Genomic DNA, 12943 nt, shown 5'->3' on the forward strand with positions numbered 1-12943 from the left:
TTTCGGTTAAAGGAGTAGTGGAGTAATAATGGAATTAATACGATGGGCGCTAGAACTAGGGGAATCTGTGCATGGAAATACGTATGAAGAATTGATGCCACTACTAGATTATTATTATGATCGTGATCATTTACAAGCGTATTGTATCGCAAATCTTCTTTTGGACATGGACGTAGCAGATGAGCATCGGCAAAGAATTGAATTAAGAAGGTGTATTGCTGCTTATTATGCTGGATTATATAAAGTAGCAAAAAAACATGCAAATGAACTTTTACTTAAATATCCGGATGTGGATTTATATAAAAATAATTTAAGGTTAATGGAAGCTTATTTGAATAAAGAATATGATTATTGTCTTTTTATATGCCCAAAGACGTATGGTAGTTTTATAGATGTCGCGCGAGCTTTGAAATGGCGATTGGAGCAGGAGGGAAATACAGCAATTATTTCAGAAACAATACTAGAAAATGTGAAAAATACAATTGTTTTTGGAGCACATACATATGCACATAACCCGAATCTACTTCCAAAAAATGCGATTATTTATAATTTAGAACAGCTATATGAAGGAAGCCCTTATGCGCACCCACTTTATTTAATGTTATTAAAAGATAGGGAAATTTGGGATTATAGTAAACAAAATATAGCATGGTTAAAACAAAAAGGAGTAGGAAAAGAAATAAAACATGTGGAAATGTACTATGCCCCAACTTTAGAAATAAAAAAAGATGCATTTGAAGATGAGATAGCTGAAGACATTGATATTCTATTTATAGGTGCTCTTAATTCAAGGCGGCAAGCTATTTTAGATCAATTAAAAGCAGTTGCCCCGCATTTAAATATCGTTTTTAAAAATAATGCGTGGGGAATTGTTAGAAATGAGTTGATTGCTAGGTCTAAAATTATATTAAATATTCATTTTTACTTGTCAGGCATTCTTGAAACACCTCGGGTATCTTATGCAGTGGCAAATAAAAAGTTTATTATTTCGGAAAATAGTAATCCAGAGGACGAGATAGAGTGGCCAGGAATTGTGTTTACTTCGTACGAAAAAATAATAGAAAATATTTTGAAATATATATCTTTACCAGAAGAACGTATTAAATTAGCAGAAAAAGCGTATACCCATTTTGAAGCGAATGGAAGCAGAGGTATACTGAGTCAAAATGGTGGAGAATCGTAATTGTAAAGAACTCATACTTTCGTATGAGTTCTTTTTTTTGCCTATCATACTATTTTATCAAGCTAGTTCCCTCTTTATATTGTGTTTTGTATAGAAATTTCTGATAATATATAAGTATAACTGGAAAACAAAGGGGAGAAATAATTATGAAACTAGTCGTTATTAACGGTACACCAAGAAAATTCGGTAGAACGCGTGTGGTGGCAAAATATATTGCTGATCAATTTGAAGGGGAGTTATACGATTTATCAGTAGAGGAACTGCCTTTATATAACGGGGAAGAATCACAACGTGAACTAGAAGCGGTAAAAAAATTAAAGGCGTTAGTGAAAACTGCAGACGGTGTAGTACTATGTACACCTGAATATCATAATGCAATGAGTGGTGCGTTGAAAAATTCGTTAGATTACTTAAGTAGTAGTGAATTTGTTCATAAACCTGTCGCATTACTTGCAGTTGCAGGAGGCGGTAAAGGTGGAATTAACGCATTAAACAATATGCGCACTGTTGCTAGAGGGGTATACGCAAATGCCATCCCAAAACAAGTTGTACTTGATGGACTTCATGTACAAGACGGTGAACTGGGAGAAGATGCAAAACCATTAATTCATGATTTAGTTAAAGAATTAAAAGCATATATGAGCGTATATAAAGAGGTGAAAAAACAACTAGGAGTTGAGTGATATGCCATCTCTGTATAAAGATTCACGCTTGTATTTCATTCTAGGGGCCAATAGTTTATCAGCTATTGGTTCTGGGATTGTTATGATAACGATTCCGTGGTTGTTAATTAAAGAAAGTGGTGGAGATACAACGTTTGGTTATGTTTCCATCATCGCAACTCTGATTATGTTTTTATTAACACCGTTTATTGGGCAAAGTATTGATCATTTTTCAAGAAAATCATTATTATTATGTAATGAAGGTATCGGGATAGTCGTTATAGGAATGATGGCTATATGGGGATTTACTGGGCAACCTTATCATTCAATTCACTATATTCTTATATATATAGCAGGGTCATTTTACTATTTATTATTTTATCCTACAATATTTGCGTTCAACCAAGAGATATTTCAAGCAGAACATTATAAAAATTTAAGTGGAACAATGGAAATACAAGGACAGTTAACACAAGTTATATCCGGAGCGGCTGCTAGCTTCCTTATTGAAATTATCTCTTTAAAATGGATTTTGTTAGTAGATATGTTAACTTTTGCAGGTGCTTTCATCCTTTTCTTATGTATACCGTACGTAAAGAAAAAGGAAGTAAAAAAGAAAGTAACATTTAAGAAGCAATTGTTCGAAGGGATTCACTTCATGCAAAAGCGTCCGAAGTTCTTTTGGTTTTTACTTGCGACTTATATGCCTTTTATTGGTGTGATGATGACAAATTATTTAATCCCGGTATACATTTCAGATATATTAAAATCCAGTGCCTCAGTATACGCAATAGAAGGTATGATGTACGGTGTCGGAGCGGTTCTTGCTGGAATAGGTATTCCAATTATGATGAAATATATAAAGATAGAAGTTTCAATTGTCATGACGATGCTCATATATGTAATTTCAATTACCGCAATGATTATTGAACCTTCCGTAATGCTATTATATGGACTAGCGATTTTTCATGCGATTGGAAACGCTGGAACAAGAGTGGCGAGAAATGTATTGATGATGGAGGAAATCCCAAACGAAGTAATGGGACGTGTGGACAGCTTATTTCGCTTAATTGGTACAGGAATACGAATAGTATTATTAATGCTGTTTACAGCTGGTGTATCTAAAGCTGGGGTAATGCTCCCGTTTTACGTACTTAGCTGTATATTGATTCTATCATTAGGAATTGCTCTTTATTATGTGATATCACAACGTAAATTCGGAGCGGATGTTCCGAATAAATCACTCGTTTAAAAAATACTTCTGCCTTCCTATCTTTTTCTATATAATAAAAAGAAAGGGAGTGCAAACTAATTTATGAACAAATGGATCTTGCTTATAATCTTATTATTACCACCACTATACATTCTTTATATGACGTTTCGAATGAAAAATGTTGCCCGTGAAAAATTGAGTAATCACTCTCCGTACGTTCTTATATTAGGCGCAAAGTTATTTGGAGATAGACCGTCTTTATCTCTTCAAAACCGTTTGGATGTAGCGTTGGAATATTTATATTCCCATCCTGAAGCGAAAGTAATTGTTTCAGGTGGTCAAGGGGAAGATGAAGATATACCGGAAGCTCATAGTATGAGAAACTATTTAATGGTACATGGTATAGAGGATGGTCGTATTTTAATAGAAGATCAATCTACAAATACGTATGAGAATGTAAAGTTTAGTATGGATTTATATGATGTGAAACATGCGGTAGTTGTAAGTAATACGTATCATTTATATAGAACGAAAATAATTGCAAAGCGTTTAGGCATGAAGATGGAGGCACTAGCTGCTGAAACACCAATGCGTTCTAAGAGGAAAATGTATGTACGTGAATATGCTGCAATAATGAAAACAATATTGTTCGACCGTTAGAGCTCAAATAGGGGGCTCTTTTTTTGTAGAATAATGCGTATCATTTGAAATGAATTCCATCTTCCATCAAAATAAAGGAAACAACGATAAAGGAGTTGTATTTGTGATTCAATTTAATCATGTGTCAAAAGCGTATGAAGATGGCACGAAAGCAGTGGATTCATTGCATTTAGAAATTAAAAAGGGAGAGTTTTTTGTCCTTATTGGTCCGAGTGGCTGCGGGAAAACAACGACAATGAAAATGATTAATCGTTTAATTGAAACGACTGAAGGATCGATTTTAATCGATGGAAAAGATATTCAACAATATAATATAAACGAATTACGTTGGAATATAGGATACGTGTTGCAGCAAATCGCTTTGTTCCCGCATATGACAATTGCAGAAAATATTGCAGTTGTTCCTGAAATGAGAAAATGGAGCAAAGAAAAAACAAAAGCCCGTGTCGATGAATTGCTACAGATGGTCGGGCTAGATCCAGACGTATATCGCGATCGTATGCCTGATGAATTGTCAGGAGGGCAAAAGCAGCGCGTTGGTGTTGTACGGGCATTAGCCGCAAATCCAAAAATCGTTCTTATGGACGAACCATTTAGTGCGTTAGATCCACTAAGTAGGGAGCAGATTCAGAAGGATATCGTACAATTGCAAAAAAAGATTCAAAAAACAATTGTATTTGTAACGCATGATATGCAAGAAGCGTTATCGCTTGGCGATCGTATTTGCATTATGAAAGAAGGAAAAGTTGTTCAATTAGATACACCAGAAGGAATTGTACATAATCCGAAAAATGAATTTGTAGAGGAGTTCATTGGAAATCGTGGACGACCTTGGTATGAGGGCATGAATATAGGAGATGTAATGCCGCTAGACGATCGCACACGAGTTGAAGGGATTGCTTTATCTTTGCATTCTCCTTTACAAGAAGCACTTATTCGCTTACAAGCTGAAGAATCAGTGCCAGTTGAAGAAAATGGTCAATATGTTGGAACTTTAACAAGTCGTCATATTGTCAATTACATAGTTGAACAAATGAAGGAAAGAGGCTAAACAGTGACTGATTTTATACAAACGTTCCAAGAACGAAAAATAGAATTACTTACTGCATTAAGTGAGCATTTACAAATATCGCTTATTTCATTATTTTTTGCAGTAATTATTGCAGTGCCGCTTGGCATTTTATTAACGAGAAAAGAACGAATGGCGGAGTTTATTATAGGAACTTCTGCAGTTATGCAGACGGTCCCATCACTGGCATTACTCGGACTTTTAATTCCGTTAGTAGGAATTGGGAAACTTCCAGCTATTATTGCATTAGTTGTGTATGCACTATTACCTATTTTACGAAATACATATACAGGAATAAGGGAGTTAGATGAATCTTTAATCGAAGCAGCGAGAGCTATGGGAATGAATAGCTGGAGAAGACTGTGGAAGGTAGAGCTTCCTCTTGCATTACCAATTATTATGGCCGGTATTCGTACGGCGATGGTATTAATTGTTGGAACGGCTACATTAGCAGCTCTTATAGGTGCTGGTGGGCTCGGTAAACTCATATTGCTAGGTATCGATCGAAATGATCATGCACTTATCATTTTAGGGGCCGTACCAGCCGCGTTACTCGCTTTATTCTTTGATGTAGTACTTCGAGTACTTGAGAGTCCAAAACGCTCTTCTAAGCGTGTTATATTGACGATATGTATTGTTTGTATCATGATTGCTTCTCCATTTCTTTGGAATACAGAAAAGAAAGATATTGTTATTGCTGGCAAACTTGGATCAGAACCTGAAATTTTAATTCAAATGTATAAGCAACTTATCGAACAAGATACCGATTTACATGTAGAATTAAAACCAGGTCTTGGAAAAACAGCATTTGTATTTGAAGCATTGAAATCAGGTGAAGTAGATATATACCCTGAATTTTCGGGAACAGCTTTATCTACTTTCGTGAAAGAAGAGCCAAAAAGCACAAATCGGGATGAAGTATATGAGCAGGCACGTACTGGTATGGAAAAGAAATATGATATGGTGATGTTGAAGCCGATGGAGTATAACAATACGTATGCACTAGCTATGCCAAAAAAAATAGCAGATCAAAATAATATAAATACAATTTCTGATTTAGGAAAAATGGCACAGGATGCGAAAGTAGGATTCACATTAGAATTTGCTGATCGTGAAGACGGTTATAAAGGAATGCAAAAATTATATAACTATAAGTTTGCAAATGTGAAAACGATGGAACCGAAACTACGTTATAGTGCAATTCAATCAGGGGATGTTAATGTAATCGATGCATATTCAACTGATAGTGAACTTGAGCAATACGGACTGAAAGTGCTAAAAGATGATAAAGGATTATTCCCACCATACCAAGGTGCACCATTATTAAGAAAAGAGACGTTACAGAAATATCCTGAACTTGAAAAAGTATTAAATAAATTATCTGGGAAGATTACAGATGAAGAAATGCGAAAAATGAATTATGAAGTAAATGTGAATGGAAAAAGTAGTGAAGAAGTAGCAAAACAATTTTTACAAAAAGAGAATTTACTTCGTTAATTTTACAAGAAATATACAAATTTATATGTATGAAATGACCGTTCATTACAAAATGAACGGTTTTTTTGTGCATACTTATACATTTTTTCAAAAAAGTATTCCATTTTTCTTCATTTTCTTTTAGAATAAGTAATGTTTTCCTGAAAAAATATAAGAGAAACGTCTATTAGAGAAAAAGGTGACTTTAATAGTTGAACGAACATAACACCTAGAATGACAGATGGGGTGGTACAAATAGAAAAGAAGTTAGGATTTTTTCCATTAATTGCATTAGTAGTCGGAACAATGGTTGGTGGCGGTGTTTTTAGTTTACCGCATGATTTAGCAGTAGGAGCAAATAGCGGCTCTATAATAATTGGCTGGTGTATTACAGCGATGGGAATGATTCCACTCGCGCTCGTATATCAAACGTTAGCAAGACAAAAACCAGAGCTTGAGGGCGGAATTTATAGTTATGCACGTGCTGGTTTCGGTGAATATATTGGATTTAACAGTGCTTGGGGATACTGGTTAGCAGGAATTTTAGGAAACGTTGCAACAATCATGTTACTGTTTAGTACATTAGGTTATTTCTTCCCCATTTTTAAAGGTGGAAATAATGTTGCGTCTATCGTAGGAGCATCACTTTTATTATGGACACTTCATTTTCTAATTTTATTTGGAATTCGTGAAGCATCTATTATGAATGTTATTGCAACGATAGGGAAATTAGTTCCAATCGTATTATTTATTGTTGTAATGGTAACAGCGTTTCGCTGGGCTACATTTACACATGATTTTTGGGGAGAAGGAACGATCTCAGTTTCCTCTATACTAGGCCAAGTGAAAAATACAATGCTTGTAACTCTTTGGGTTTTCATTGGGGTTGAAGGAGCGGTTGTATTATCTGGTAGAGCGAAAAATAGCCGAGATGTTGGTAAAGCGACAGTACTTGGACTTATTTTAGTAATGTCTATTTATATTTTAATTTCTGTCTTGTCAATGGGAGCGATGTCAAGAGGAGAGCTTTCCGTGTTAGAAACTCCGTCAATGGGACATGTATTAGAGCATGTTGTTGGGACATGGGGCGCAGTTGCGATTAACATCGGATTAGTTGCTTCACTTGTAGGTACATTAATAGGCTGGTTTTTACTTGTTTCTGAAATTTCCCACGTAGCAGGAAAAGATGGCGTGTTTCCAAAAGTCTTTACGAAAACAAATAAAAAACAAACGCCACATATGGCATTATGGATCTCAAATGGCGTTGCCCAAATTATATTTATAATCGTTCTGTTTTCAGAATCGACTTATCAAATTATGTATTTCATAGCGTCAACATCAATTTTAGTACCATATTTATTATCAGCGTTATTCCAATTCAAATTAGTTATTACAAACGAACTAAAAGATGCAAAAGTAAAAAACGGCTCGTTAGCTTTAATTGCTTCTATTTATTCTGTATGGCTTCTATATGCAGCAGGTTTGAAAAATTTATTACTTGTTTCAATCGTATATGGAATCGGGATTATTGTTTACGTGTATGCAAGAAAAGAAAAAGGAAATCGTTGTTTTAGAGGTATTGAGAGATATGTAATGTGGGCAATTGTTATTGCAGCTATCACATCAATCTATATGTTATTGACTGGAAATATAAAAATGTAAAAGTCCTTTTAAATAAAGGGCTTTTTTCTTTGTCTAGAGAATATTTAATACATAAGATATTCAGGAGGGATGAAAATGGAAGAAAAAGAACAGTTAACCAGAATTGTTGATTTAGCGAGTGAAGTAAGGAAAGTATTAGTGCAAGAATCCTTTTTTAATCATCATCCTGAACTACGAGGAGTGATTGAAAATTTAGCAAGTGCTGTAGAAAATTTGGCGGAATTACAGCAAAATACAGATGAAAACGCTGAAGATCGATTACGATATGTACTTGCTAAAATGAAAATTGCACATAATGCCATTTTACAAGAGAAAAAAGCATTTCCATCTCATTAATATACGTTTTCATTTTGAACCTGGCGGATAACGTCAGGTTTTTTGTTTCTAGTTTTTCGTTTCTCTCATACACTAAGAATAGTATGAAAAAAAGAAGGTGACGAAGGTGAAATTACATAAAGCTCTTCAGCCAAGTTTTATAAAAAGAATGTACTATATGAGGTTTATCGGAAAGTTTACAAAAGCAGAGAGAGAGAAGAATGGAGAGAACTTCTTTGTACAATGCCTATCGCCAATACCATTCACGTTACAAGAGCAATTAAAAAATGAACCATACGTATTTGAAGGTTTATGTAGCAATAAAAAGAATGAAAAAGTCTTTTCGGAATTAAAGAAAAGAAAATTAGAAAAGCAACTGGTTATGTTTCGTCTCTATTACGAGAGAGGACATATATATGTGGAGTTAATTTGTGCAGAAGAACCGCGAGAAATGGCTAATGGCTATAAAATGATTCCAGTACCTAAAGTTTCCGAATACAAAAAAGGAGAGTCTTTAGAAAGAAAACTTGGAAATGGCTATTTGTCATTTTTAATGCCCAAATATCCGAAAGACTTTGAGCCTCCTGAATTATTGTGGCACGATGGAAGGTTATATGGAAATATATCTTTAAAGTCCTCATCAATTAGTTCAATTGCCTATTTTGAACAGCAGAGGGAATGTAAGTATATAGACTTTAATGACTGGGGTAAGCATGTAGAAATATCGGTAGAAGATCAATTGTATTTTGTAAGTAATCACATGTATGAGCAATTAAAAAAACGAATGACTGAAGAAGGTAAGCGTGTAGAAGTAGAGGAAATAAAAGTGCACAAGGATGAATGGGAATGGGATGAGCGTGAATCCGTCTTTTTACAGTATGTAAAAAATTTCGTGCGTAATAAAGGGCTCTATTTGGATGAAACGGACATATATAACTTTCATATAAGTGCGAAAACAAATATGTTGACGATTCTAGGTGGTATACCAGGCGCCGGAAAATCCCGTTTTGTGCAAGCTTATGCAGAAGCACTTGGATTACAGCATGGGGAAGAATTGGTGTGGATTCCGATTTCACCATCGTATCAAGAACCACATGATGTACTTGGTTACCTTCATCCAAATGGTACTTTTATTGAAAGTGAAACAAAATTAGTTAGGGCGTTAATGAAGGCGAAAGAAAATCAAAATCAGCTATATATAATCGTTTTTGATGAAATGAATATGTCACATATTGAGCATTGGTTTACTCCATTTCTATCTGTTCTTCAACTTGAAAAGCAAAACCGTATTTTAAATTTGTATGAAGGTGTACAAGAAAAAGAAAATCCAATTCCACCAACAATTGAAATTGGTGAAAATATTATATTTGTAGGCACAGTAAATTTTGATGAAACAACGAAAGAACTCTCAGATCGATTATTAGATCGGACGAATTTAATAACGTTACAAAAGATTCCGTTTTGTGAGATGTATATGGAACAAGAGAAAATTGTGTTACAACCACCTCTGAAAGTAACTGCAGGAGAATTTCGTATAAGTTGGGTCAGGAATAAAGCGATGATCGAGGTGTTTTCTGAAGAAGAGTTAGAGCTATTAGATAAGTTACATGTTGTATTGTCATCACACGATACGTCAAAGGGAATTTCATTTCGATGTGCAAACGCAATCGCAACTTATTTGCAAAATATACCGTTTCAAAATAATCATTCCTATATGATCAGTAGAGAAGAAGGATTTGATCTACAAATCAAGCAGCGTGTACTGACGAAAATAAGAGGAACTGAAATGATGGTTGGGTCTTTGCTTTCTGAAGAAGCAAAAAGGGGGGCGACATTAGTACCTCTTTTACAATCGCAACTTGCAAACAGGGTATCTACATTTGAACACTCTTTAGCATATATAAGAGAAAAGCGGAGAGAACTGGAGTTGTATGGCTATGCAAAATGAAGGGCGATATGAAACAGAAATCGTTGATACGAAAGAAACGCTCCCTTTTGTATTAAAGTTAATCATTGGATCTGAGGCAAAAGGGGAATATATTTTATTAAATCGTCTTTGTACATCTACTACAGCATTAGTTCAATGTATTTATAAGGTGCAAGAATTAAAGCCAATTAGATTGCATTACCATTATGAAAGTCCGATGAATATTACTTTTATATGGAATAAAGTATATGAGGGACAGAAAAATATAAAAGAGTCAAAATATGAAATAAATGAAAAAAAACAAAAGGTATTAATATATGAACATGGAAAAACGGAATTCTTTTATCCATGGCGTTGTGGCTTATATCATTTTGAAGTGAATATAGAAGATAAAACGTATTATGGCGCTTTTCAAGTCGTTCCAAAAAATTTTTTTGATGATCAATTTGAAATGATTCAAAACTATGTAAAGTCAATTTTAAATGAGTTGATTTTAGATAGAGGTTATTATAAAAAGACTTTCTCTGCACTCAGTGATATTGAAGATTCTTCTTATTTAGTTTTACTTAGAAAGTTGCCGCAAAAAATGAAAAAGATAAAGCAAATTTTTAAGAAAATAGAATTGAGTTCAAGTTTTATACATGAATATAAATGGGAAGAAAAGGAGCGGAAAACAACGAGAAAAGGAGTCATAGTGGCGGAAAGAAAACCGTATGCAAAAAAATATAATCGTAAGTTTATAGAACAAAAAAATAGTAAGGAAAATGCTTTTCTTAAATTTAAAGCGATGCAATTTAATCTCTATTTACTTGAGGCTGAAAGTTTTTTACGTCAAACAATTGAAATATTAGAAAGAGCAAAAAAGAAGAAATCAGAAGAATTTCAAGCTGTAAAAACGATTATACAAACAATTGAGCGTAATGGATCAGTAACCGATAGAGAGAAACAAAAATATAAAAATTTACATTTACTAAAAGAGGCGGATTTGCGAAAAAGTTCTATGAAGATACAAGAATATAAAATATTAGCACATTTTGTACATGAAAGTGTACAATACTTTCAAACTTTAATGCATTCTCCATTTTGGAGGGAAGTTTCCGAAACGGGTAACATGAACTCACATAATTTACCGATACCACATCAACAACTACTACAATATTTAGATTTACTTCCACAATATACAGATCAATCTCCATCTTTATTATTTGTTTATAAACCAACATTTTTAGTGTATGAATATTACGCTTTTTTTATCGTTATTTCCATGTTAGAGCAAATTGGTTTTGAGGCTAGGAATTCCATCCGTGAACAAATACAAGAACATTTTTATGTAGATGGATTACAGGATGGAACGACAGTAGTTTTACACCGAGATGATATGAGAGTACATGTCGCATTCAATGATTTAATTGAAACACATCCTCTTATTGCATTAAGTAAAGGGAGTAATTTTTATAATGGAGAAGACACGAAGAAGCCAGATATTCGCTTAGACTGTTATGTAAAGGAAGAAGAGAAATATGTATATCAATCTTCTATTATTATTGAAGTGAAGTATAGCCCAATGTACAATATTTTTCAGCATGTTGGAAATACGAAAGCAACTGAGCAAATGTATAAGTATTGGTCTATCAAATATGTAGAAGAACAGGATGGAAAGAGAGTATATTATCGAAGGGCCATTTATGAAGTTATTTGTGTATATCCAGGAAGCCATATGCATAGTAAAAAAATTGAGTCCGGATGTGGTGTGTTTTTGCAATTATATCCATATAAAACGAAACAAGGGGAAGAGAAATTAGCCGGAAAACATGGGATGGTACAAATTTTTGAGAAGTGGTTAAAAAGCATGAAGGAGTAAAAGAAATCCTTTTTTATAAAGGATTTTTTTAGATTAAGAAGAATTATATGCAGTATGGAAGACAGCTTTATACGATTTGAATTTGTAAGTAATATAAATATGTTGTTAGAAGAAAGGTACATGAGGGATAAAAGACGATTAAGATGGAATTTAATTCATTTTGCAGAATATAATAAGTCATAAATATTTTTAGTTGCATACGAAGATTTGTTCTTATATGATAGATAGTGAAAGCGTTATCAAAAACAGAGCGGCGATGGGAAAGGCGGGTAAATATGTTCCAGCGTGTTCAAACAAAGGAAGAACATTTTTGGTTCGAGCAACTATGGGGAGATTTTTGTGAAGAAAGAAACTTAATGTTTGTAGAACGTAATTTAAATCCATCACGATTTTTATTAATAGAAGATGAACATCATATCGGTACAGTAGAATGTATTAAGTATACGGTACCAGAGCAATCAAATTCTGAGTTTTTCTATCCGTTTTCTAAAAATGATTTAGTAAAAGATTTGAAAAATGTATATGAAATAGGCAAGTTAAGTATTGCGAAAACGTCTCGTGGGAGAGGACACTTCAAAAGACTAACAGCTATTTTATTTATGCATGCATTAGAAACGAAAGCAGAATGGTATATTGCAGCAGTTACAAAAAGAATGTATATGTATTTAGTAACACTTGGTTTCCCAATTGAACCGATTGATAAGCCATTTCAGTTTCATGATACTTTACAAGGTGTACCAGTGCGAATTCATGCCCGAAAAGGGGCTACGCATTTATATTCTTTAAAAGAATTTCGAGATGTAATTCAAGGGAATGCTCATGCACAGGCATTAATCGCAGAATACAGTAAGAATATTATGTTAACCAAATAAAGCGAAATGAATATGTATAATAAAGAGAATGCTATTTTAATAT

11 protein-coding genes are annotated in these 12943 nt (G+C 33.9%); all 11 read left to right on the plus strand.

Annotation, left to right across the window (positions count from 1 at the left end; all coding sequences use genetic code 11):
• Positions 1-28 precede the first annotated feature (28 nt).
• A complete protein-coding gene (locus PDL00_RS08955; protein ID WP_270728625.1) occupies positions 29-1183 on the plus strand; it encodes a glycosyltransferase family 1 protein in 1155 nt (384 codons plus the stop codon).
• Between the two features lie 146 nt (positions 1184-1329).
• On the plus strand, positions 1330-1866 hold the full coding sequence (locus PDL00_RS08960; RefSeq protein WP_242252114.1) for an NADPH-dependent FMN reductase: 537 nt from the start codon (positions 1330-1332) through the stop codon (positions 1864-1866).
• Position 1867: 1 nt separating this feature from the next.
• Positions 1868-3097: an MFS transporter gene (locus PDL00_RS08965; protein WP_270728629.1), complete on the plus strand. Its 1230-nt coding sequence runs from the start codon at positions 1868-1870 to the stop codon at positions 3095-3097.
• Positions 3098-3160: 63 nt separating this feature from the next.
• Entirely contained in the window at positions 3161-3718 is a 558-nt protein-coding gene (locus PDL00_RS08970; RefSeq protein WP_242252118.1) for a YdcF family protein, read from the plus strand.
• Between the two features lie 103 nt (positions 3719-3821).
• Positions 3822-4769 (plus strand): ABC transporter ATP-binding protein, encoded by a 948-nt coding sequence (locus tag PDL00_RS08975; RefSeq protein WP_270728632.1) that lies wholly within the window; start codon positions 3822-3824, stop codon positions 4767-4769.
• A 3-nt stretch (positions 4770-4772) separates the two neighbouring features.
• Positions 4773-6284, plus strand: coding sequence for an ABC transporter permease/substrate-binding protein (locus PDL00_RS08980; protein WP_270728635.1), 1512 nt, complete (start codon positions 4773-4775; stop codon positions 6282-6284).
• A 213-nt stretch (positions 6285-6497) separates the two neighbouring features.
• On the plus strand, positions 6498-7925 hold the full coding sequence (locus PDL00_RS08985) for a basic amino acid/polyamine antiporter (RefSeq protein ID WP_270728636.1): 1428 nt from the start codon (positions 6498-6500) through the stop codon (positions 7923-7925).
• Between the two features lie 75 nt (positions 7926-8000).
• The gene (locus PDL00_RS08990) at positions 8001-8261 is read left to right on the plus strand and encodes a hypothetical protein (protein ID WP_000391452.1); all 261 of its coding nucleotides are present in this window, start codon (positions 8001-8003) and stop codon (positions 8259-8261) included.
• A 106-nt stretch (positions 8262-8367) separates the two neighbouring features.
• Positions 8368-10188 carry an AAA family ATPase gene (locus tag PDL00_RS08995; protein WP_242252140.1) on the plus strand — a complete coding sequence of 607 codons (1821 nt, stop codon included), beginning with the start codon at positions 8368-8370 and terminating at the stop codon, positions 10186-10188.
• Positions 10178-12028, plus strand: coding sequence for a hypothetical protein (locus PDL00_RS09000; protein WP_242252142.1), 1851 nt, complete (start codon positions 10178-10180; stop codon positions 12026-12028). Before PDL00_RS08995 ends, PDL00_RS09000 begins: the two co-directional genes overlap by 11 nt.
• Positions 12029-12303: 275 nt before the next feature.
• On the plus strand, positions 12304-12900 hold the full coding sequence (locus PDL00_RS09005; protein WP_061678435.1) for a hypothetical protein: 597 nt from the start codon (positions 12304-12306) through the stop codon (positions 12898-12900).
• Positions 12901-12943: the final 43 nt, after the last annotated feature.

The sequence above is a fragment of the Bacillus cereus group sp. TH152-1LC genome (genome assembly GCF_027710505.1).
Classification (GTDB): Bacteria; Bacillota; Bacilli; order Bacillales; family Bacillaceae_G; genus Bacillus_A; species Bacillus_A mobilis.

Coding starts and splice junctions, on each gene's coding strand:
- PDL00_RS08955 (WP_270728625.1), top strand. CDS start 29: ATGGAATTAATACGATGGGCGCTAGAACTAGGGGAATCTGTGCATGGA.
- PDL00_RS08960 (WP_242252114.1), top strand. CDS start 1,330: ATGAAACTAGTCGTTATTAACGGTACACCAAGAAAATTCGGTAGAACG.
- PDL00_RS08965 (WP_270728629.1), top strand. CDS start 1,868: ATGCCATCTCTGTATAAAGATTCACGCTTGTATTTCATTCTAGGGGCC.
- PDL00_RS08970 (WP_242252118.1), top strand. CDS start 3,161: ATGAACAAATGGATCTTGCTTATAATCTTATTATTACCACCACTATAC.
- PDL00_RS08985 (WP_270728636.1), top strand. CDS start 6,498: ATGACAGATGGGGTGGTACAAATAGAAAAGAAGTTAGGATTTTTTCCA.
- PDL00_RS08990 (WP_000391452.1), top strand. CDS start 8,001: ATGGAAGAAAAAGAACAGTTAACCAGAATTGTTGATTTAGCGAGTGAA.
- PDL00_RS09000 (WP_242252142.1), top strand. CDS start 10,178: ATGCAAAATGAAGGGCGATATGAAACAGAAATCGTTGATACGAAAGAA.
- PDL00_RS09005 (WP_061678435.1), top strand. CDS start 12,304: ATGTTCCAGCGTGTTCAAACAAAGGAAGAACATTTTTGGTTCGAGCAA.